The 21,953-nt window shown below is 47.2% G+C and carries 26 protein-coding genes; 22 read left to right on the plus strand and 4 right to left on the minus strand.

The genetic code is table 11. The annotated features are described in order from the left end of the window. Positions 1-30 precede the first annotated feature (30 nt). The 4 genes from M4D81_RS17100 to mobB all read left to right on the plus strand — a co-directional run bounded on the left by M4D81_RS17100 (position 31) and on the right by mobB (position 3,261). Entirely contained in the window at positions 31-537 is a 507-nt protein-coding gene (locus M4D81_RS17100) for a DUF4178 domain-containing protein (protein WP_071218176.1), read from the plus strand. A gap of 10 nt (positions 538-547) precedes the next feature. Continuing rightward, the gene (locus tag M4D81_RS17105) at positions 548-1,279 is read left to right on the plus strand and encodes a DUF4247 domain-containing protein (protein WP_071218175.1); all 732 of its coding nucleotides are present in this window, start codon (positions 548-550) and stop codon (positions 1,277-1,279) included. 192 nt (positions 1,280-1,471) lie between these two features. Beyond that, the gene (locus M4D81_RS17110) at positions 1,472-2,761 is read left to right on the plus strand and encodes a molybdopterin molybdotransferase MoeA (RefSeq protein ID WP_260067439.1); all 1,290 of its coding nucleotides are present in this window, start codon (positions 1,472-1,474) and stop codon (positions 2,759-2,761) included. Next, complete coding sequence (mobB, locus tag M4D81_RS17115) at positions 2,758-3,261, plus strand: molybdopterin-guanine dinucleotide biosynthesis protein B (RefSeq protein ID WP_260067440.1); 504 nt, start codon at positions 2,758-2,760, stop codon at positions 3,259-3,261. Before M4D81_RS17110 ends, mobB begins: the two co-directional genes overlap by 4 nt. Before the next feature lie 5 nt (positions 3,262-3,266). On the opposite strand, the gene xerS is transcribed toward mobB, so the two are convergent. Then, positions 3,267-4,349, minus strand: a complete 1,083-nt coding sequence (gene xerS, locus M4D81_RS17120) for a tyrosine recombinase XerS (RefSeq protein WP_260067441.1) — start codon at positions 4,347-4,349, stop codon at positions 3,267-3,269. 210 nt (positions 4,350-4,559) lie between these two features. On the opposite strand from xerS, the gene M4D81_RS17125 reads away from it, so the two are divergent. From M4D81_RS17125 to M4D81_RS17150, 6 genes are all read left to right on the plus strand, one after another. Continuing rightward, positions 4,560-5,063: a GNAT family N-acetyltransferase gene (locus M4D81_RS17125; RefSeq protein WP_260067442.1), complete on the plus strand. Its 504-nt coding sequence runs from the start codon at positions 4,560-4,562 to the stop codon at positions 5,061-5,063. Between the two features lie 82 nt (positions 5,064-5,145). Then, positions 5,146-5,919 carry an SDR family NAD(P)-dependent oxidoreductase gene (locus M4D81_RS17130; RefSeq protein WP_260067443.1) on the plus strand — a complete coding sequence of 258 codons (774 nt, stop codon included), beginning with the start codon at positions 5,146-5,148 and terminating at the stop codon, positions 5,917-5,919. Positions 5,920-6,043: 124 nt separating this feature from the next. Then, positions 6,044-6,931, plus strand: coding sequence for an aldo/keto reductase (locus M4D81_RS17135; RefSeq protein WP_260067444.1), 888 nt, complete (start codon positions 6,044-6,046; stop codon positions 6,929-6,931). A 359-nt stretch (positions 6,932-7,290) separates the two neighbouring features. Beyond that, positions 7,291-8,640 (plus strand): ABC transporter substrate-binding protein, encoded by a 1,350-nt coding sequence (locus M4D81_RS17140; protein WP_260067445.1) that lies wholly within the window; start codon positions 7,291-7,293, stop codon positions 8,638-8,640. Positions 8,641-8,757: 117 nt separating this feature from the next. Next, on the plus strand, positions 8,758-9,615 hold the full coding sequence (locus M4D81_RS17145; protein ID WP_260067446.1) for a carbohydrate ABC transporter permease: 858 nt from the start codon (positions 8,758-8,760) through the stop codon (positions 9,613-9,615). Positions 9,616-9,636: 21 nt separating this feature from the next. Then, positions 9,637-10,509 (plus strand): carbohydrate ABC transporter permease, encoded by an 873-nt coding sequence (locus M4D81_RS17150; protein WP_071218166.1) that lies wholly within the window; start codon positions 9,637-9,639, stop codon positions 10,507-10,509. Between the two features lie 124 nt (positions 10,510-10,633). Here M4D81_RS17150 and M4D81_RS17155 read toward each other — a convergent pair whose 3' ends face one another. Beyond that, on the minus strand, positions 10,634-11,572 hold the full coding sequence (locus tag M4D81_RS17155) for an NAD(P)-dependent oxidoreductase (RefSeq protein ID WP_260067447.1): 939 nt from the start codon (positions 11,570-11,572) through the stop codon (positions 10,634-10,636). 287 nt (positions 11,573-11,859) lie between these two features. On the opposite strand from M4D81_RS17155, the gene M4D81_RS17160 reads away from it, so the two are divergent. Together M4D81_RS17160 and M4D81_RS17165 are read left to right on the plus strand one after the other, a co-directional pair. Further along, positions 11,860-12,294 carry a MarR family winged helix-turn-helix transcriptional regulator gene (locus M4D81_RS17160; RefSeq protein WP_220685719.1) on the plus strand — a complete coding sequence of 145 codons (435 nt, stop codon included), beginning with the start codon at positions 11,860-11,862 and terminating at the stop codon, positions 12,292-12,294. A 55-nt stretch (positions 12,295-12,349) separates the two neighbouring features. Then, on the plus strand, positions 12,350-12,988 hold the full coding sequence (locus M4D81_RS17165; RefSeq protein ID WP_260067448.1) for an NAD(P)-dependent oxidoreductase: 639 nt from the start codon (positions 12,350-12,352) through the stop codon (positions 12,986-12,988). A gap of 278 nt (positions 12,989-13,266) precedes the next feature. Here the strand turns inward: M4D81_RS17165 and M4D81_RS17170 are convergent, their stop codons facing one another. Next, positions 13,267-13,728 carry an Hsp20/alpha crystallin family protein gene (locus M4D81_RS17170; protein ID WP_260067449.1) on the minus strand — a complete coding sequence of 154 codons (462 nt, stop codon included), beginning with the start codon at positions 13,726-13,728 and terminating at the stop codon, positions 13,267-13,269. A gap of 122 nt (positions 13,729-13,850) precedes the next feature. Between M4D81_RS17170 and M4D81_RS17175 the strand changes: the two genes are divergently transcribed. From M4D81_RS17175 to M4D81_RS17195, 5 genes are read left to right on the plus strand one after another with little or no spacing between them, the layout of a single operon-like run. Beyond that, positions 13,851-14,072 carry a spore germination protein gene (locus tag M4D81_RS17175; RefSeq protein ID WP_071218161.1) on the plus strand — a complete coding sequence of 74 codons (222 nt, stop codon included), beginning with the start codon at positions 13,851-13,853 and terminating at the stop codon, positions 14,070-14,072. Positions 14,073-14,090: 18 nt separating this feature from the next. Then, the gene (locus tag M4D81_RS17180) at positions 14,091-14,318 is read left to right on the plus strand and encodes a spore germination protein GerPB (RefSeq protein WP_074961788.1); all 228 of its coding nucleotides are present in this window, start codon (positions 14,091-14,093) and stop codon (positions 14,316-14,318) included. A gap of 47 nt (positions 14,319-14,365) precedes the next feature. After that, positions 14,366-14,986, plus strand: a complete 621-nt coding sequence (gene gerPC, locus M4D81_RS17185; protein WP_260067450.1) for a spore germination protein GerPC — start codon at positions 14,366-14,368, stop codon at positions 14,984-14,986. Beyond that, on the plus strand, positions 14,964-15,149 hold the full coding sequence (locus M4D81_RS17190) for a spore gernimation protein GerPD (RefSeq protein ID WP_071218159.1): 186 nt from the start codon (positions 14,964-14,966) through the stop codon (positions 15,147-15,149). The genes gerPC and M4D81_RS17190 overlap by 23 nt, the downstream gene beginning before the upstream one ends. After that, positions 15,146-15,574: a spore germination protein GerPE gene (locus M4D81_RS17195; protein WP_260067451.1), complete on the plus strand. Its 429-nt coding sequence runs from the start codon at positions 15,146-15,148 to the stop codon at positions 15,572-15,574. The genes M4D81_RS17190 and M4D81_RS17195 overlap by 4 nt, the downstream gene beginning before the upstream one ends. 120 nt (positions 15,575-15,694) lie before the next feature. Here the strand turns inward: M4D81_RS17195 and tlp are convergent, their stop codons facing one another. Then, positions 15,695-15,922 (minus strand): small acid-soluble spore protein Tlp, encoded by a 228-nt coding sequence (gene tlp, locus M4D81_RS17200; protein WP_071218157.1) that lies wholly within the window; start codon positions 15,920-15,922, stop codon positions 15,695-15,697. 224 nt (positions 15,923-16,146) lie between these two features. Here tlp and M4D81_RS17205 point away from each other — a divergent pair, with 224 nt between their 5' ends. The 5 genes from M4D81_RS17205 (at position 16,147) to M4D81_RS17225 (ending at position 21,820) form a co-directional block, all read left to right on the plus strand. Beyond that, positions 16,147-17,442, plus strand: a complete 1,296-nt coding sequence (locus tag M4D81_RS17205) for a YCF48-related protein (protein ID WP_260067452.1) — start codon at positions 16,147-16,149, stop codon at positions 17,440-17,442. Between the two features lie 198 nt (positions 17,443-17,640). After that, positions 17,641-17,823 (plus strand): hypothetical protein, encoded by a 183-nt coding sequence (locus tag M4D81_RS17210; protein ID WP_260067453.1) that lies wholly within the window; start codon positions 17,641-17,643, stop codon positions 17,821-17,823. A gap of 221 nt (positions 17,824-18,044) precedes the next feature. Then, the gene (locus M4D81_RS17215) at positions 18,045-18,461 is read left to right on the plus strand and encodes a DUF2500 domain-containing protein (protein WP_113056724.1); all 417 of its coding nucleotides are present in this window, start codon (positions 18,045-18,047) and stop codon (positions 18,459-18,461) included. A 68-nt stretch (positions 18,462-18,529) separates the two neighbouring features. Continuing rightward, entirely contained in the window at positions 18,530-19,279 is a 750-nt protein-coding gene (locus M4D81_RS17220; RefSeq protein ID WP_260067454.1) for an SDR family NAD(P)-dependent oxidoreductase, read from the plus strand. A gap of 207 nt (positions 19,280-19,486) precedes the next feature. Continuing rightward, positions 19,487-21,820 carry an AraC family transcriptional regulator gene (locus tag M4D81_RS17225; RefSeq protein ID WP_260067455.1) on the plus strand — a complete coding sequence of 778 codons (2,334 nt, stop codon included), beginning with the start codon at positions 19,487-19,489 and terminating at the stop codon, positions 21,818-21,820. Positions 21,821-21,953 lie beyond the last annotated feature (133 nt).

Consider the following 21,953-nt stretch of genomic DNA (forward strand, 5'->3'; position numbering starts at 1 on the left):
AACGCATAATGGAGATAGGGGACAGGAAAGATGAGTATGTGGAAAAGAATCAGCAATTTATTTAGTAAGCCGGAGCCGCCCAAGGTAGAGAAAAGCATGCTGCAGCTGGCTCCCGGCGACATTTGCGAAGTGTCACTAGTCACTTATGAAGTCACGGGTCGCGTGCACAATCGCGGTCGTAATGCGGTCGTCTTGACATTGCAGGATGGCAGCACCATTGCTTATCTTCATATCGAAGAACGCGAAACGGTTCAGTATGCGTTATACACTCCGATCGATGGGCGGCTGGATTCTCCGGATGAGGTTCCATCCATCATCGATTTGGACGATCATGTATTTCATCTGGAAGAGGAATACGGGGGACATGTTTCGATTACCGGTCGAACCGCTTTTACGCAAAGCGGGGAGCAGCACGTATGGCAATACCAATCGGATGACTACAAGCTGCTGCGGATTGAATGGCAGAACGGGCGGTTTATGTTGTATGAAGGCGAGAAAGTGATACCGGGGGACGTTCGAGTTATCCGGGCGACTTAGGAGTGGTGGCATGAAGGAACGCTCTTTTATATCTGTAAAAATCATATTGGTGCTGAGTTTGTTCGTATCATTATTGAGTGGATGCGGAGCGCCGAATATCAAGGATACCTATCCGCTGGAATCCGTCAATCGAGACGGAAACGCAACGTCCTATGTGTACCGGGCAGCTGATAAAAGCGTTCCGGACGTCGCAGGCGAGCTCATCGCGGCGAACACCCCGGATCAATCGTCTCCTGAGGATACCGAGCGGATGTTTTTGGTATATGGCGATGAGTATTACCATTTGCAGCAGGATCCCCAGAAGCCGACCGATACGCTGATCGAAATCGACTCCAAGGAGTATGTTCAGCGCAATTATGATTCAAGTTTCCTGCAAGGGTACTTAACGGCCGTTCTGATCGGGAATTTATTCGATTCGATGGGCGGCGGGGGTTACCGGGGGTATACAAGTAAAGATGTGTATAAACCGGCACAAGGTAACTATAAGAAGCCAACAAGCCAGGATAAGAAGATCGCTCCGCCGCTGACGGTGGACCGGAGCGGGAAGATTACCCGGCGGGGCCAGGATTCTGCCGGTACGGGCGGAAGCCTGTTCAGACGAAATCCGGATACAGGCGGAGACCGCGGCACGATCAAGCGCGGCGAAAGCGGCGGAGGTTTATTCGATTCGCCGAAGAAATCGTACAAGAAGCCGAAGACCCGAATCGGATCTGGCGGGATCTCCCGAAGGGGACGAAGGTAAGCATGGAGTTCAAGCGCATGGTCAAGTGACCATGCGCTTTTTTTGTCTGGAGACCCGTACATACTCGGTTGTTGTCTTCATCCTACAACACGGCGAATGGATGAGACCTGAAACTCGGTTTGAAGAATGCGCAGAATGTAGTACAGTAAGAATGTCAGTTTTTTCTTTGAGTCAGAAAGCGAGGAATGCGTAGTGAAGGATAATCATTCGATATTGCCTAAGAAACACAATCATAAATTTGATCGGCGTGCATTGCAGGTAAGGGATGCGCAAAGGCTAGCCGTTTCTTATGCGGGGCTTGGTCAGGAGGAGCTTATTCGGCTGCAGGACAGCGATGGACGTGTGCTTGCTTCCGATGTTATCGCGCCCCACCCGTTTCCGGCTTTTGCGCGTTCGGGCATGGACGGTTATGCTGTTCGATCAGCGGATTTAGCCGCATGCGATTTAGGGGAACAGGTGTGGCTAGAGGTTGTCGACCAGATCCCGTGCGGATATGTTTCTTCCATTCCAATCGTCCAAGGCAAGGCTTCCCGCATCATGACGGGCGCTCAAGTGCCTGAAGGGGCAGACGCTGTCGTTATGCTTGAAGCGACGGAGCTTCGAACAGAGGATGGCCTTACCCATGTAGGCTTCAAACGCTCCATCGAGACGGGGAAGAATATTACTCCCCTCGGATTCGAGCTTCAGGAAGGTGATTTGATCCTCCGCAGAGGAACACTTATCGGACCTGGAGAAATTTCGGTTTTGGCCACCTTCGGCATACACCAGGTTGAAGTGTATCGTCAACCGGTGGTAGGAATATTCTCGACGGGCAGCGAACTATTGGACATCACCGAGCCACTTGAACCTGGTAAAATTCGCAACAGCAATACTTATATGCTCGCATCGCAAATTCGGGAAGCCGGTGGTGTCCCGGTGATTATGGAGGCGATCCCGGATGATATCGAGCTCGCCCGACAGAAGGTGGAAGAAGCGCTCCAGGTGTATGACATCGTGGTGACGACAGGCGGCGTATCTGTAGGCGACTACGATATTATGGGGGAGCTGGTGACATCCGGAGGTCTGGACATGCTGTTTAATAAAGTCACAATGCGGCCCGGAAGTGTTACAACCGCTGCTGTGAAGGAGGGCAAGCTGCTCTTTGCGTTATCGGGTAATCCGGGGGCCTGTTATGTGGGATTTCTGTTGTTTGTCCGACCTGCGATCCGGAAGATGCTTGGCATGGAGCAGTTGTTTTTAACTGAATGGACGGCAGAATTGGGTTCGGATTATTCGAAAGTGAACAACTTTACCCGTTTCGTCCGGGGGAGCCTGGAGGTGTCAAACGGCAAGCTTGTAGCGACACCTGCTTCCCTTGATGAGTCAAGTGTCATGATCACGATTAAAGACAGTGACTGTTTAATCGTGGTTCCGCCAGAGCTTCGTGGTGCTGTTAAAGGCCAAACCGTACAAGTTCTCGTTCTGCCGGGAGCCTGGACATGAAGGTTTTCCAGATATGCGGTTATAAAAAAAGCGGCAAAACCACATTGATTGCCAGCTTGATCCCACAGTTGAAACAGCATGGCATTCGGTCAGCCGTCATCAAGCATGACGGGCACGGATTCGAAATGGATCATGAAGGGACGGACACGTACAAATTCCGAGAGGCGGGAGCGGAGGGGATCGCCATCGCTTCACCGGGGCGTACGGCGATGCTGATGGAAGCGGAGCTGGAACTTGCGTCGTTGATCCATTTGTACAGTGATTTTGATCTGGTGCTTGTCGAAGGCTATAAGATGCAGCCTTATCCAAAGCTCGTATTGCTGCGGGGAACGGAGGACATGGGACTGCTGGATCAAGTTAAGGAGACCCGGGGTATCGTCGTGCGTCCTGAAATGCTAAAGGAACCGTCAGCCCTGCATGAGATGCAGCAGCGGCTAGCGGTTCCCCTATTTACTTGGAATGACACGGAGCGGATCACGTCGCTGCTGCTGTCATTATGAAGAAGTTAGTCCTCCGAGCGGCGTTCAATCGCCTCGGACATCGTTTTGTCCGTTAAGTGGGCATACACTTCAGTTGTCTCGGTGGACGCGTGTCCCAATTGTTCTTTGGTTTTGTAAATATCATTTTGCAGATAATAGTCGGTGGCAAACGAATGCCGCAGCTTATGAACGGTCAGGGACGGCTTGCCAAAACGCTTGGCGTATTTGATGATCATCGCCTGAATCGCCCGCTTGGTCATGCGTTGCCCTTCATTCTGGCCGTTACGCAGTGCAACGAACAGAGCTTTTTCTTTTTTTGGCACCTTGTAGCGGGCCTGCCGAAGCTGCAAATAATATTCAAGATCGTCTTTGGCTTGCGCACGGAAGTAGACCGGGGTCTTAAAGGTTTCGTCGTTATTACCTTTACGATAGACATGCAGCATTTTATTGTTCAGGTCGATGTCCGCAAGATTCAAATTGACCACTTCGGATACACGAAGGCCGGAATTTAATATGAGGCTGGCGATACAGGCATCTCTGACCTTATTTTGTTCATGCGCAAAAAGCGCCTGTTTGTTCTGCTCCACATCCAGCCCATAACCTTCGTGAATGTAAGTGATGAAATCCTGAAGTTCTTCTTCTTCGAGTATTTTTCCTTTTAACTTGGCAGCCGTGTCTTTTGGTTTATGAATTCGCTTAATTTCTACTTTAGCCATGATGTTACGCTTGAGAAGCGGGTAAAACTCCTCATCCTCCGCAATCTGGCTTAAATAATGAAACAGGGAGCGCAGCGATGAGAGCTTGCGGGAAACCGTGATTCTGGAGTTGGTCCCCTCCCGGCGTGTAGTCAGATATAACCGGTAACTGGTGATGCTGTCCATACGCAGCGTCTCCAGCTCAAGCAGCGTTACCTCGCGGTTCGAGGTTGCTTGTGACAGCCCCTCCGAACGGAGCCAATTAAAGAACGTTTCATAATCCCTTACATATTCGAGCAGGGTGGAGGGGGAGAGATCCGGGAGCTTGTAATCGATAAATTGCTGTACGAACCAAGGCATGTCCGGCGATTTCTCATCGAGTCTTGCACGGTCGATATCTTTTTGTATATTCATGTTCCACCTCGAATGATTGTCTTTATAGCAATGACCTGTGTCATTAATTACTAGTGTAACATATGGAAAGTCGATCTTGCTTGCATGTGTCAGATCACCATGGATGATTCTCACGAATCCGATATGGCACTTGTGTCACAATGAGCGGATAATAAGATGAAGATAAGAAGCATTAAAATGATAGATGAGATGCTTTAGGGAGGCGGCAGCATGATTTCAGATCGATGTGAACGTATGGGAATTGAGCTGGTTCCCAAGCGGAAACAAGCCGTTATCGTAAACTTGATGCAATTGTACTTATATGATTTTACCAAGTATCTGGATATTTCGGTAAATGATCAAGGGCTGTTTCTACCGTATCCGGATCTGGATGAATTCTGGAAAAAACGAGAACGTAAATATCCATATCTAATTACGTTTGATCAACGGCCAGCCGGGTTTGCCTTGATCGAGCGGATGGATGACCCCCTAGATGCGGACTATTATATGACGGAGTTTTTCGTTATGCAAAAATATCGGCGTACGGGATTAGGGACTTGGGCGGCAACCCGGCTGTTTGATCATTTCCAGGGACGCTGGAAGGTGACGCAAATCAGCAATAATATACCGGCGCAGGCTTTTTGGCGAAAAGTCATTGAAGCTTATACGGGCGGCCGATATGAGGAATATATTGATCCGGTTCGCCACAATCCTTCGCAATATTTCAATTCCTAGAATTGTTTCACGGATTTTAAGGAACGTTCCATTGTTTGCTTATAAAATTTGGTTTACAGATCAGTGCTTAGGAGGGATTCGGATGTATTTACCGAGCTTTCATCTGGAAGGGAAAAAAGCTTTTGTTACAGGGGCTGGACGCGGGATCGGACGCGCCATAGCCATAGGATTGGCAGAGGCCGGCTGCGATGTCGGCTTGATGTCCCGAACCCGAAGCGATTTGGAGGAGACCGCAAATCTGATTAAGAGCTTGAACCGGGGTCAGGCATTTGTGCTGCCGGGTGATCTGACCGTAAGAGAAGAGATGGAGGGAGCGATTCGAGAATTTGTCAATCAGGCAGGACGAATCGATATACTGGTGAATAATGCCGGCATGAACATTCGTACGCCTGCGCTGGAAGTGACGGATTCGGAATGGGACTTGATAGTGCAAACCAATCTAAAATCGGCTTTTGTAGCTTCGCAAGCGGCTGCCCGATTTATGAAAGATCAGGGCAATGGAAGAATCATCAACATCTCTTCCGTAGGCGGACACACGGCTCTTCGCACAGGCGTTGTTTATGGTTCAACGAAGGCGGCTCTCATCCATATGACCAAGGTGCTTGCGATGGAGTGGGCGCAGTATGGAATTCAGGTTAACTCGGTCGGACCTTGGTATTTCCGGACTCCGCTGACGGAGAAGCTGCTTAATGATGAAGCTTATATGCAGGCCATATTGGACCGGACACCGCTTAAGCGCGTGGGAAGTCTGGAAGAAGTGGTGGGACCTGTCGTTTTCCTGGCGTCGGAGGCTGCCAATTACATGACCGGGCAAACGCTGCTGGTGGATGGCGGTCTTAGCATTTATGGATTTTAGCAGGGGAGCATTCTTTCAAACAGAATAAATATAGTGAAATCGAAAATGTAACGAATATAGGCTTTCAGGTTTATTCGTATCGGGTAATGATGAATGGGATGAACAGGGAGGAGAGTGAAGGAAGATGGAACGAAGAGCATTTGGACGTACGGACATGCAGGTTAGTGTGTTGGGATTTGGAGGGGCCGAGATCGGCCAGTCGGATCAGAAGACGGTTGACCGGCTGCTGCACAGCGCCATTGATGCAGGCCTTAACATGATTGATACCGCGGAATGTTATGGCCACAGCGAGGAATTAATCGGCAAGGCTTTGTCAGGTCGAAGAGATGATTACTACCTGTTTACGAAATGCGGCCACGCTTCCGGTTTGGATTATCCGGATTGGGATCCCGTGATGCTTGCGCAGAGCATTGACCGCAGCTTGAAGCGACTGCAGGTGGACCACGTCGATGTCATCCATCTTCACAGCTGCTCGGAAGAGATTTTGCGCCGGGGCGAAGTGATTGAAGTGTTAAGAAGAGCTAAGGAGCAGGGGAAAACGCGGTACATCGGCTACAGCGGCGATTCGACCGATGCGCTCTATGCCCTTCAAACCGGCGTGTTCGACAGCTTTGAAACTTCGCTGAACATCGCCGACCAGGAGGCGATCGATCTCACGATTCCGCTGGCCATGAAGCAGGGCATAGGGATCATTGCCAAACGTCCGGTAGCCAATGTTGCCTGGAGGAACGAAACGCTAAGCGAGCAGGATTATGCTTATCCTTATTGGATCCGGCTAGGCGAGTTGAATTACGATTTTCTCGCCGATGTTCAGCAAGGCGTTGAAACAGCGTTGAGATTCACTTTAAACACGCCGGGCGTAGCCACCGCCATTGTCGGTACGGCAAATCCGGATCGGTGGGAGCAAAATGCTGCATTACTGGAAAAAGGGCAGCTGCCGGAGGATATTTACGAGTCGATCCGCAACCGCTGGCGAGAGGTTGCCGGTGCGGATTGGGTGGGTAAGGTGTAAGTGATCTAAAAAAGAGCCTGTCGAGTTCTCTCGACAGGCTCTTTTTTGCGGCTTAATAGTATACGAACGCTGGTAATAATGTTGATGATGTTATTTCAACATATGAAAAATTCACAATAAGGAAATACCTATCAATATCATCAGCGAGCAGCTACGTTATTTTACCTGGCCTCCTCGATACCTAGCACATTTTCTAGTCTGAAAAAGGAGACGTGAAGCGAATAAAAGATTGATATGGAAATATTTCCCCCTGCAGAAGATGAATGTCCCCCTTTGAAACCAGTAGGGCTTGGAATAAAATTCTGGTAGACAGCAAGTATTTACATAGGGTTCTGAAAAAATACTTAGGGGGATTCGAAATGAAAAGGACTTCCATGTTACTCATGAGTGTCATGTTGCTGCTCTCCATGTTCCTCGCAGCATGCGGTAACAACAGTGGCACCAACACTCCTGCTGCTGGAGGAGGAGAAACTCCGAAGACGGAAACAACTCCGCCGGCAGATGATAAGAAGGATGAAGCCGCTCCGGTTTCACTCCGCGTGTTCTCGACTTTCGGAGGAACTGACGCAGCTCGCGAAGCCTTCCAGGCAGCGTTGGATGAATTCACGAAGGAACATCCGAACGTGAAGATAGACAACGACACCATGTCAGCAAATGATGACGGTTTCAGAACGAAAGTGAACACCGACATGAACAGCGGCAACGAGCCTGACTTGTTGTTCTACTTCATCGGTGCTGACGCTGAAGGATTTGTCAATGCCGGTAAAGTTGTGCCGTTGAACGAAATTCTCGACGCGGACGCTGAGTGGAAGAACGGCTTCATTCCTGATGCGCTCGAGCTTGCCAAGCAAAAGGACGGTAACATTTACGCAGCGCCATTGACCGGTTTCTATGAAGGCTTGTTCGTTAACAAAAAAATCTTCGAAGAAAATGGTTTGGAGCTTCCAACAGACTGGGCGAAATTGACCACAGCTGTGGAAAAGTTATCTGCCAAAGGCATTATTCCTTTGTCCGTACCATTTGACCAATCGCACTACCTGATCGAGCATACCATTTTGTCTGCAGCAGGTCCTGAAGGACAAAACAAAGGTCTGCTTGACGGCATCGATCCAAATTGGGAAAAAGCGTATGCAGCTATGAAAGAATTGTATGACCTTGGCGCGTTCCCTAAAGATGCGGCAACAATCGACCTGAGCATGTCCGGCAACTATTACAGTGAAGGCCTTGCTGCCATGACCATTGAAGGATCTTGGGCCATTGGCGGTTGGAGCGATGAAACCCGTGACAACTCTACAGTACTGCCATTCCCGACAGTTCCTGACGGCGCTGGCAGCGGCAACGATATCGTTGGCGGCTTCGGTTCCGGTTTCTACCTCTCCAAAGCCACTTATGATGATGCAGCTAAAAAAGAAGCAGCAATCGCATTGCTGAAGCACCTGACTTCCCCGGCGTCCATTCAAAAAATCGCATCGGCTAACGGTGGTACACCTGCGGCTGACGTTGAGGTGACTGGATTGCCGCAAGTAGCTCTTGACGGTTTCGCTATGGCCGCGAAAGCAGCTTCCATCAGCGCGCCAGTTGACAGTAAAGTTTCGCAAGAAACGTTTGGTAACCTTCGCGCTAGCGTTCAGCCTGTAGTGGAAGGCAAGAAAACTCCTACTCAAGCGATCGAAGAAGCGAAGAAAACCGAGGATGCCAACAAAAAATAGTTTTCATCAGAAACGGTAGAAATAAAAGTGACGTACGCCGCCCCTCTGCTTTCATTTGGGCGGCGTAGTCATTTCGGCATGGACGTTGAAGAAAAATAAACATCAAGGGTGATTAATATGAAGGGTGATCGCAAGTATATTGTGATGTTTCTATTACCCGCAGCAGCCATCATGACAATCTTTCTATATTATCCGTTTTTCAAGAGTTTGTATCTCAGCTTTTATCGCACAAGCGGCTTTTTCGATAAAAAGTTTGTGGGAGGGGATAACTATGAGAGACTCATTACGGATAAACTGCTTGGCGCTGCAACATTGCACACGCTCGAAATCATGCTCTATGTTATCGTGTTTCAGGTGGGGATCGCGCTTGTGTTGGCTGTCCTGGTAGATAACATTTCCAAGCTCAAAGGTTTTTATCGAACGGTCTTTTTCTTCCCGGTTGTCATCTCCGGTACTGCCATTTCCTTATTATTTGTATTGTTCTACAATTACAACTTCGGTTTGCTGAACAACTTGCTGGCGAACTTTAATATTGAGAAGATTTTGTGGCTGGATGCGAAGAATGCGCTAAAGGCGGTATCGATTCCAACGGTATGGCATTATGTGGGCTTTTATTTTGTTCTGTTCTTGACCGCCATGTCCAAAATACCCGCGGATTATTATGAGGCTGCAAAACTGGAAGGAATCACGGGGCTCAAGAAAACAACGATGCTTACAATTCCGCTCATCATGAGTGACATCAAGGTTGTTATCACACTTGCCATTACAGGTACGTTGAAGGTGTTCGAATTCATCTGGGTCATTACAAGCGGCCAGAATGGAACGGAAGTCCTGGGAACGTATATGTACAAAAAGGCCATGGTGGATCAGAACTTTGGTTACGGATCAGCGGTTGCGATATACATGGTGGTCTTTGGCGTACTGCTTGCGTTAATTGCCAACCGTTTGTTGAAAAGAGACGAGATTACATACTAAGCATTATAGGGGTGTACTGTTATGGAGCCAACCATCGTCGTTGAACACAAAACTCAGCGCGTTAGGAAGAGTCGGTTTAATTTAGGCACCACGTTGATGTACGTTGTTTTGACAGCGTGGTCCCTAACAACCATTTATCCGTTATTCTGGATCGTGAACAACTCGTTCAAGGTTTCTCGCGATGTGATGAATAATTCCTTTGGTATCGCATGGGAACCGGTGTTTGTGAACTATCAGAACGCATTTGACCGCATTAATATCGGAAGAAGTTATATCAATAGTTTGGTGATGTCCTTCAGTACCGTATTCTTGGTATTACTGCTCGGGGGATTAGCCGCTTATGTATTGTCCAGATTCAACTTCAGGGGCAAGCGCACCATCTATTCCATTCTGTATGCGACTTTGTTGATTCCAGCGTTTGCAACCGTAGTCCCGGTATACGAGCTGCTGATCAAAACGAGCCTGGTCAATACATATTGGGGCCTGATCTTCCCGCAAACGGCAGGCAATCTGACGTTTGCCACCTTGGTGATTGCCGGTTATATGGCAACCATCCCGAAAGAGCTTGAAGAAGCGGCTTTCATGGATGGATGTAACCGATGGCAGATGTTTGTTAAGATCTTCGTGCCGATCTCGCAGCCGGTATTTGCATCGGCGAGTATATTTGTATTTATGTGGTCGTACAATGACTTGTTCTCAGCGTTGATCTTTGTAAACAAAGAGAATGTCCGTCCGATCGTTGCATTGCTGAATGAGATCAGCTCCCAATACGGAACAGACTTTGGTCTGATGGCTACGGCAGTATCGTTGACCGTTATTCCGGTGCTGATTGTATACCTGTTTATCTCGAAGTATATTCAGAAAGGTTTGACTGAAGGAGCTGTCAAGGGTTAAGAAGAGAGCGAACTCAACGAATAGGCAAGTCAAGAGGGGACCTTGTCGTCACCTGTTTGACTTGCCTATTCGTTGTTATATTCCATTTAGTCTTTTAATCTGAAGCAAGAGTTGAATCAGCAATTTAAGCAGTTGGACGATTAAATTCGACTAAGCGTGAGAAACCATCTTCTCCATGACCGGCATGGATTGCTCTTTGGGCAATGGCTTTTGCTGCGTTTAAAACGCTGCTATCGATGCCGTGATGTTCGGCCACGTGGATGATATGCTCCATACTTGTCATATTGGAGATGAGACTCGAGCCTTCACCAGGGTATACGCCTTGATCCACATCTTGCGCGATATAGGTCATGATATCCGGCATAATGTTGATGATATTTTGCGCATAGGGAGCGATGTCTTTCGCGGCAATGTTCTCAGCGCGTGCGATAGCCAGAGCGTGTACATAGCCGCTCATGGCTGTCCAGAACACATCCAGCAATGCAACATCATAGGCTGCGGCACGACCGGGATCCTCCCCAAGGAACGAAGCGGTCCCTCCCAGACTGGAAAGTGTTTTCAGGTGGCTGCGGTAAACTTTTTCTTGCCCGCTGTACAGAACAACGGCTGAAGGCTGCCCAATGGTCGTTATCGGCGTCATGATCGCACCATCAATATAGTTAATACCGTTCTCGGCTGCCCAAGCCGCCATTTCGCGTGCACGTTCAGGAGGGTCGGCTGTCAGGTTTATAAGGGTCTTCCCTTTCAATGCGCTAGTCGCATTAGAGAGAATGGAGCGGACTGCATCATAATTGAGTACACAGATGATAATAAGCTGGCTGGCAAGCACGGCATCCGGAACAGTCGGAGCAAGCACTGCACCTTGTGTAATAAGTGGGTCGGCCTTAGCAGCTGTCCGGTTCCACACCGTTGTAGCATGGCCATTCTTGATAAAAGCTCCGGCAAGCGCTTGGCCCATAGGGCCGAGCCCGAGCACGGTGACATGTTCCTTATTGGTGTTTTGCTGAGTTTCACGAACATTAGGTTCGATCCCATGACCTTGATTTTGATTCAATTGTTCCATCTTTTTTCCTCCTTGAGTGTTGGCTACGAATATAGTGTAGACCTTGACACTAATGTCAAGGTCAATCGTTATTTTTAATCTCAAAAAAGAAGTGAATATTTCAATATATGAAAAATTCATAAAAATGAAGAATAACGCTCTCTATCTCCCAATCAAGCTATATACGCTTTCGAAAGCACCCAATTACCACGATCATATAAAATCAATCATAAACTAACTAAAAGAAAGTTGTTGACAATATATTAGTGATATGTTAATTTGTATATACAAATGAGAGGTGTCTGGTTATGAACATAGATGATTCCATACTGAGCTCATGCTTGTTTTTTACTTCAAATCGGTTTGCTCGTTCGATGACTAAGATGGCGGAGGATGCTTTTGCGAAGGCCGGCTTATCGCCTACGTATTCCTATGTTTTGGTGGTGATCCATCAATATCCCGGCATTACGCAGAAAGAGCTAAGCGATAAGTTATCCATTGCTCCATCCACAAGCACACGGTTCATCGATAAGCTGGAGGAGAAGCAGTTAGTACAGCGCAAATCTGAATGGAAAGAAACGCATATTTTCTTAACGGATGAAGGGAAGTCGTTATATCAGGAGTTAAACCAATATTTTGAACAGCTGTATGGACAGTATGTTTCCCTCTTGGGGAAGGAACATAGCGAACAGTTAACTAAACTTCTTCATGAATCCAGTGAAATATTGAAAAAGGGAAAATAAAGACTCCTTTTTCGCTCCTCATTTGCATATACAATTGATAAAGGAGAGATTCACAATGCAGATTGGTATTATCGGTGCGACAGGGAAAGCGGGAAGTCTGATTCTCAAGGAAGCACAAGCACGCGGTCATGAGGTAACGGCAATTGTACGGAATGCATCCAAGATCTCCGATTCGAGCGTGAACATTTTGGAGAAGAACGTGCTGGATTTGACGAATGCCGATCTTCAGGGCTTCGATGTCGTCGTGAATGCCTTTGCGGCGGCGCCCGGGCAAGAAACGCAATATGTGGAGGTTGGCCGGGTATTGATAGAAGCTCTGAAAGGCACGAATACCAGACTGTTTGTGATGGGCGGGGCTGGTAGCTTGTTCGTTGATGAAGCCAAAACCTTGCGACTCTTGGAAACTCCAGATTTTCCTAAGGAATACTATCCGACGGCATTTCATGCCAGTGAGAACTTGAAAGACCTGGAACAATCTTCCGATGTGAAATGGACGTATCTAAGTCCGGCAGCGTTCTTTAATCCGCACGGTCAGCGCACGGGCAGCTATCAGGAAGGCAAGGACCATGTCATTGTCAATTCAAACGGTCAAAGCTATGTCAGCTACGCGGATTACGCGATTGCGGTATTGGATGAGCTTGAACAGCCGAAGCATATCAATGAGCGGTATACGGTAGTATCCGAGGCGGAATAAGCCCGGCAACAACCTTTATATAAATCTCGACAAGCTGATTTCATTAGAAATCAGCTTATTTTGATGCGAAATATCTATCTCAATAAGTGAGTAATTCAACATATGAAAAATTCACAATAATGGAATAACCTCTATTTATCTAGCCACTTCTATCTCTCTGCACCCCAACCACCCGTATAGATCCTGTCATTTAAGTATAAATGGAGGGGAAACCTGCATACAACCAATGTTGTACGCAGGTTTTTTCAGATTGTGACTAACGGGTAAGGTATCTTCGTTCATAAGAAACGAATATTGATATCGCGAAACCGGCCTGTAGACATTTTAGGCATCTTAATTTGTAAAGTGGGCTGTTTATAGGTCGCGATGCTTTGCGCAGGAAGAATGGGGACAGGCAAGACGATGGTCTGGCTTTGATCTTTTGGCAAACCGTGGATTTTGATCTGTGTTCGATTTAGTTTAATCCATAAATTTTCCGGATGGACACGTTTGGGTACATAGCATTTCACAACCAGAAAGTTATGAGTATCAAAAGTTTCGTATCGAAGCGTATAGGGGTTAGGCAGCATTTCATTTCCGGCAGTTGCTTGTCTTATCGTATCCTTCACATAATCTTCAATGACGGTTGGATCCAGCTGAAAATCCTCATTGAGGTCATTAAGATCCTTGAATGGAAAGGAACTGTTGTTGAAAAAAGAATCCTTCGATAACCATTCAGGGCGCTTGGATCTTGAGTTCACTAGATATCCCTCCTTCGTTCTGTAATTTCATTGTATGGGCGAAGGAAGGTTAGAGTGACATCTGGGCATCCAACCACATAGAATAAATCCAAGCGTATGATTTTGAATGAAGAGGTGGAATTGTGGTTTCGATTATCGGCAATATGAAGATTGTTAACGTGGGCCCCAGTTCTACGGTCTTGGTTGGAAATACAGGCGTCATTGATTTAAACAGCTCCACAAAAACGTATTCCGGCGCCAACTCGTTCAACACCGGTGACAATATTGGAACGAATATTGCAAACAACCAGGCCAACAGCTTGAACACCATTGATCCGGACCTGATTGATTCGGCTAATGCTTAATTAAGGTTGTGATCCACTGTGAATCTAACGGTACATCAATGTATTAACATACAGCAGCTTCGGGTTGAGGCGGTAACGAATTCTTCGGTGCTGCAGATTGGGACCGCTGGAGAGATCCGGGCATTGTCCAATATTTATAATACGGGTGGATTTACAGGCCCTGCCCCTGAATTTGAGCCTCAGCCTAATAACAATCCTCTGGTTCCTTTACCTGCGCCGACTGAAGGACTGTATAGACAAGAATGAGGTGAATGGCCTGCGCATAGATTGTATAGGAGCAGGGAGGCGGTTCCATGTACGATTATTATATACAGCAATTGTTCCATATTCTTCATACCCAGTCAGAGCAGCTGAGTAGAATGGAACAAATGCTGAAGGAAATGCGCAGTGAAATAGATCGATTAAGACAGGGAAGCGAGAAAACGATAGATCGGGTGGAATATAATTTTGATTTATTGAAAATTGAAAAATTGGAAGGCACCTTAAATATTGGACTGATGCCAAAGGATGGGCAGTCCCTGGACGATATTACCGTGAATGGTCAGCCGCCGTTAGAACTGTCCCAGTCGGGATATTCCGGCAGCGAACTGTACTCGAACATCTATCAGAATGTATCACGTTATCTAGAAGATACAGTACCCGAGCAGATCGAGCGCATGATTCCCGAAGCCCATCTTGTGCTTGGTGATGAATATGCTGCCGTTATTATTGAAGATGTACGCAAACAACTCGGTGACCGTATTACGGTGTATTTGAAGCAATATCAAACGAACAGGGAAACCATGAACCCGCAAGAGGTAGAGCAATCGATCATCAAACAAATGAAGAGTGAGATCGCTTCAGCAGTTGAGCAGCACCTTCTTAATTTGCAACGAGGGAAGTGGCATTCAAATGAAAATGACAGTCGTCAATAAAGAGCTCCAGGTTGGTTCGATCCGCATTACGGCGATCTCAAGCTCGTCCGTACTGTTGATTGGAGATACCCATGTGATTAATAGCTCCTCCATGTATGATACACCTTCCGAATCACTGCAGATCAGCCCGCTTGTTCCGTTATCCCCGGGTTCCGCACCATGAAACGTCATTCACATGTTGATCACATGTATATCATCAATATTTCAGATAGTTCAGCATGTATATGCGGTGAATCGGGACATATCGATGCCAGTACACGCGCATTGGCGGTTCAGCGGCAGGTGCCGGTGTTTTTTGAAGACGAGGGAGATTATGAGGATTACTCGATATTTTCCCGATCCATACCCACATGGCCGCCGCAATCAGACGTAGAACTAAACATTATACAAGACCATAAGAAGATTCATGTGGGATGTATCGATATTATAGCGACTGCATCTGCGTCGGTTGTACAGGTGGGTCCGAACGATACCATGGATTTGGAATCGAGGGTGAAGGCAATCAGACACTTTATTACGGGTGCGCCCGAGTATTTAAAGGATTATAAGGGAGTCATTGTCAAAAAGAATTTCGTGAAAAAGGAATAATCTCAGTCGGCTCGAATTGAGACAGCTGATTCAAAATAGGTGATGTCTCATGGCCAATACGATATGTACAAAACAGGAGGAGCATGATATGCGCCTCCTGTTTTTATGTTGATCTGCGGATTATTCTCCTTGCTGATGAGCAGCTTCGTCTTTGATCTCTTCCCGGAAGCCGGAAATACTCTTTTCACGACGAGCATTACGATCTTGAATCTGTTCTTTCTCGCTTGCCGGAATTTCATCCCCAAACTCCTCGAGATAATCTTCGGCTTCACGGTAGTTCTCAATCGTGTTCTGGACCGCCTGCTGCAGATGCTCTACATTGTCTTCGCGATTATCGGGTTTAGCCATGACATTTCACCTCCTTAAATTCAACTGCCTTGCTAAAATTACACACCTCAAATAGTTTTCCATCATAAAAACATCCTTATGCATATGAGACTGACACTATCAAAAAAGCTACAGTATTGTAAATTTTGCAAGTCAGTTCTTTACATTTCTGTTGGACGGAATATGTTATAATGTCGAAAAAGCAGACTTGCAGCATGACATCGAAATAAGAGGAGGAAGAATTCTTGAGATCAAGTCGTTTTATAGTCTGGCTCAGTATGCTAATAATGATGGCATTCATGTTAGCAGCCTGTACCTCAGAACCGATAAAACAACAGCAAACTTCTACAGTAGAAGGCCCTCCTGAATCGGTTGAAGATGAAGAAGAAGGTCAGACCATTACACTAGTAACGCCGGATACGGCGATGAAAGCACCCGAGGAAAAAAGCAAATATCAGATACATACACGGTTGACGGATTTCCAACTCTTGAATGAGTCAACGGGGATTGCTTGGGGGATAACGAACACGGAATTACGTCTGTATCAGACTCAGGATTATGGCGAAACGTGGGTTGATATCTCTCCATCCTCCAATGTACAGTTCGTTGATAAGCTGGAGTATGGGAAAGACATCGTGTTTACGGATAAGAAACATGGTTGGATTATACGCAACAAGCAGAGATCAGCCGAAACGATCCTGCTCAATACGACGGACGGGGGAGACACCTGGAAGCTTTCCTCGCTGCCGGAGACGGGTGTCGTCACGGCCATGTCCTTCGTTTCATCTCAGCAGGGATGGATTATGGCGAAAGGCGATCTATCCCGAGGCTCTGAGGAGAAGTCGCTATTTCGAACCAGCAATAATGGCGGGTTATGGGAAGAGGTCATGCAGAATACGGAGTATCCTACATCCCGTGTTCCCGGCAGCGTGATTCCACGAACAGGGTCCATCATCGGCTTAACCTTCACGGATTCGCTTGTCGGATTTGCGACCATCCGTGAAATGCAATCCTCTAAATTGTATATTACCCGTGATGGAGGTCAGAAGTGGAAGTCCTCCGGACAGATATTTAAGAGCAAGCTGCTGGATCGGTGCGGTTCGATCTTTGCCGGCGCCCCCAAGTTTCTGGGCAGAGGAAGTAACGGAAGCGAGGTTTATATACCGGTTACCTGCGTGAAGGATGATCAGGCAAGCTATTTGGGTTACTTTACGGCCGACACGGGGAAATCATGGAATTTGGTGTCATTCCCCATGACGGGTGATACCGGCAAGGGCTCCATTCAGCCTGTTTTCCGTCGGCTTCATGACGGGTGGAGAATGGTGAACGGTATTGTTTATCATACGAATGATATGGGCAAGACCTGGAAGCCATTTCCGAGGAGCAAGCTCCTGAACGATAATCTCGCCAAATATCCGAACGTGGTGAAACTGCAATTTACATCGTCTGATGTCGGTTGGATGCTGATTGAAACAACGGACAAGAATCGATCGCGTCTAATGAAAAGCAGTGACGGCGGGGGAACCTGGCAGGGTCTATAAATTACGGCGAGAATACGTGTTTGAATATGCCAATAAAAAGACCAGATTAAAAAAGCTTTATCAACTGCGACTTTATCAGTTTTGATAAAGCTTTTTTTCGGCTTATTTTGTGAAATTAATCACAAACATTAACCTCCATGTATGCTACTATAAAGATGTAATCAGATACTCCAAATTGTTTAGAAGGGGACGATCCTCATGCATACCGATCAAATGACGATGAACTTCCTCCGCCTTTGCTACCATTGTGATGATGCATGTTTATGCGACACCGAGGAGCAGTGTCTGGCTTGCTGGAATGAGCAGGAAATGACACCAGAGGAGCATGAAATGACAGGACAAGAAGAAACGATGAAATGGATGAGATTGGCTTACGATTGAATAATGAGGACAAAGATGACCATGAAGAGTATGAATGGAAGCGGACGTTCTAGTCCCGCGAAGGAGCTGATGACTGGTTAAGTGCAGACATCGGCTTTTTTGGTGCTCCCAGAAAAGGACAAGTTCTTTAAAATTTCAATCAAACTTTCCATGGGCTATGAGTTAAATTGTCCGAAATAAAGCATATACATATTTCAAGACAAGGTGGAGGGGGGAGCCGTATGGGATCGGGGTCAGTTTGGATGTTCGATTTTTTCGGCAGCGTTATGCCCGTGTTTTTCATCGTCGTCATCGGGATCATTCTGCTGTCGGCCGGTAAGGGAATCTTGCAATGGAGTCAGAATAACCGACAGCCTTTGCTATCGGTCGATTCCAAGATTGTAAGCAAACGAACGGAAGTGAAACATACCCAGCAGACGGATGATACGATGTCGAGCCGCACTCGTACCACCTATTATCTGACCTTCGAAGTGGAGAGCGGAGACCGCATGGAGTTTGTTGTAAATGGGGAGGAATTCGGCATGTGCGCGGAAGGAGACGAGGGACTGCTGCGTTTCCAGGGAACCCGGTACTACGGATTCGTTAGGCACCCTAGAGCGAATCTTAGCGTGGTCCGCGGTTATGACCATCCTAAATAAGAGACGGGCTTAATATTATATCCGCCTTCTCCTGTGGTATATAATGAAGGAGAAGGAGGGGCGGCAATATGAAATTTCAGGATAAAACGGTCGTAATAACGGGCTCTGCCCATGGGATTGGCCGCGGATTGGCTGAGGCTTATGCTCTAAGCGGAGCTCGAGTGATATTAAGCGATGTACATGAAGAACAGGGCAGCCTGGCGGCAAATGCCTTGAAGGAACAAGGATTGAACGCGGTCTTCATCCCTTGCGATGTAAGGAAGGAAGAAGATATTAAACGCCTGATGAACCAAGCCGTCCAATATGCCGGTACCATCGATATTTTGATTAATAATGCCGGGGTCTCCCGTTGGAAATCGCCATATGAGCTAACGGTTGAAGACTGGGACGATGTGATCAACTCGAATGCCCGAAGCTGTTTTTTGGCAACGCGCGAAGCGGCGGTACATATGAAAAAAGCTGGGAATGGCGGGGCTGTCGTCAATATGTCATCCACGCGTTCGATCATGTCCGAGCCGAATTCGGAGGCTTATGCAGCTTCCAAAGGAGCCATTGTCGCATTGAGCCATGCCATGGCCGTAAGCCTGGGGCCCGATGGAATTCGGGTGAATTGTATAAGTCCGGGGTGGATTGAAACGGGAAACTATGATGAGCTTCGTACAGCGGATCATAAGCAGCACCCAGCCGGACGGGTAGGGACCCCAGCTGATATCGCCAAAGCCTGCTTTTATTTTACCGATCCGGATAATGATTTTGTCACAGGGGCCCATCTGGTTGTGGATGGCGGCATGACCCGCAAAATGATATATGAGCCTTAGTTCACCAGAGTATCTAAGAGCGTCTTCCCATGGAAGGCGCTCTTCTTCTTCTTGATAGTCATGGGGCCGATACTCTCGTATATGATACAAATTCGTGATGCATTAACATTTTTGAAGAAAACCTGTTCATGATAAATAAAAACAGTATGATGTAATTAATGTAAGTATGAAGAAGGTCACATCTAAAGAATGGGAAGGAATGTGGGTATGGGGAAATTGACGACTACCAGTGCAAAAAATGAACGTTCCAATCGAGTGTCCGTGTTCGTTACACTGCTCATGTCCTATCTTGTGATACTGCTGATCCCGGTCATCGTGTTCTGGGGACTGTATACGCAAATCGAACGGATTATGATTGAAAATGCCAACAACTCTAACATGGCACTGATCGAGCAGGCGAAGCAGGTGGTGGACAGCCGATTGGATGAAATGCATCTGATTTCCCGGAACATCACTTCGCATCCGCGGCTGGATGCGCTGCTAAAGGCAAGCTCCCCTCAAAATGGTACCGAGAACTACAATTACTACACTTTCATGCAGGAAATGCAGCGATACCGTAACAGCAGCAGTTTTATCACCGATTTTTACGTATATTTACGGGAGAGCGATACGGTTCTTAGTCCCTCCTTAAAGACAACGTCTCGTGTCTTGTTTTCCGATATATACGGATATGAAAAATTAACCTATCAACAGTATCAAGCAGATATTCTGCACGGTATCCACTTTAACCGGTATTTGCCAGTGACCGAAGTCGGCAAAGGGTTAAATCAGAAACGCATGCTCACATATATGCAAACGCTTCCATTTGGCGAAAAGGCCAATCCCAAAGGCGCGCTTGTTATGCTGATTGAGGAGAGGCAGATCGCAGGATTGCTTGATGAGATTGTGAAAACAAACCACGGAACCATTTACATCAAGGATGCCAGCGGCCAAGTGATTCTTAGTGCCGGTGAATCCGAGGTTCACAGTACGGGTAAAACCGCGGATAATCCGCGAGTGATGACGGTATCGACAAGATCTGCCCGGAGCGGGTGGGAATATGTATCGGCCGTGCCGGAAAAAGCGTTTATGGAAAAGGTCTATATGGTCAAGCGAATGGCCGTCGGCGTTCTGGCTATCTGTCTTGTTGCCGGGATTGCGGCCTGTGCGTTCATGACCTACCGCGCGTACTTCCCTTTGCGTGACATTATCCGTTTCATCCGGCAATCTCATCCGGCTAAGGAGGGTAAGGTACGTAACGAATATGATTTTATCAAATCGACGATGGCGGATTCCTTCGGTAAGCAGACGGAGATGAAGGAGCAATTGTCCAGGCAAACACCGGTGATTCGGTCCAACTTTTTGCAGCGTTTATTGAAGGGAAACGTGGACACGGCGGATATGTCCGATCATGCTCTGGATTTCATGGGGATCTCGTTCCCGTATTCGAGTTTTGCGGTTGCCTTGATCGAGCTGAGGGATGCCAGCGGGTTCATACATAATGAGCGGGAAAGCGAATGGGCCCTGATCCGTTTTGTCACCGGGAAGGTGGCGGAAGAAATTCATCCCTTTACCGCATATTCCGTGGAGCTGGAGAAGAACCTGGTTGCCATTATTCTAAACATGCCGGAACCGCTGCATGATAAGGTCGACCAGCTGTATGATTGGGCAGAGCAAGTGAAGCTGGTGATTGAACAGCGCTTTAAATCCGATATCACGATCGGGATTAGCGAAATCCGTACAGGTCTTGGCTGTTTGGCGAGCGGTTACACCGAAAGCTTGAAGGCTTTGGAATATTCCATTTTTACTGCGTATAAACCGATTTTATTGTACGAGGAAATGAAACAGAAAACGGAGGTGTATTATGATTTTCCCATTGAGACGGAAATCCAGCTCATTAACGCCATGAAAAGCGGGGATACGGATAAGGCGCAAGATATCATCCAGTGTCTGTACCACAATAACTTCAACGGACAATCCATCTCACCTGAGCTCGGCAGACTCATGTTCGCTAACCTGCTCAGTACGATGTTCAAGCTGCTGAATGCTTTGAATTTGAAGTACGAGGATATATTCGGCGAGTCAGGCAAAACGCTTGAAGAAATTACGGAGGGGAGCACGGTTGAGGAGCTCTACCGGGAAGTGAAATGGATGTTCGGCAAGGTTTGTCTCTACGTAAAGGATCAAAGGGGCGATTCCTCTTCGCTGCTGCTTGAGAAAATCAAGAGTTACATTGCGGATCATCACGACGATGCCATGATCAGTCTGGCTTCCATTGCCGAGCAATTTGATATTACGCCGCCGTATCTGTCGGCTTTCTTCAAGAAAAACAGCGGCACCAATCTCACGGATTACCTGGCCAAGATTCGGATCGAACGCTCCAAGGAAATGATGCGGGATGCCAAAAACACGATTTCGCACATTGCCCGTTCCGTCGGTTATACCAGTGACGTCGGTTTTATCCGGGTGTTCAAGAAATACGAAGGGATCACTCCGGGAAAATACAAGGAAACCCTGCATTCCCTATCATCGACCTTAAGAAATGATCATCTCAATTCTTAATCCCTGTTTATGGATGTTGAAACTGTACGGTATACGATATAAGCGCTTCAGCGTTACGATTTGAACAGGGCGGGCTGGTTGGAACCACCTAAGCCTAATCTTATCGAATGATCATTCATTAGGGAAAAAAGGG

Origin of the sequence: Paenibacillus sp. p3-SID867, assembly GCF_025142895.1 — a bacterium.
Taxonomy (GTDB): Bacteria; Bacillota; Bacilli; order Paenibacillales; family Paenibacillaceae; genus Paenibacillus_AQ.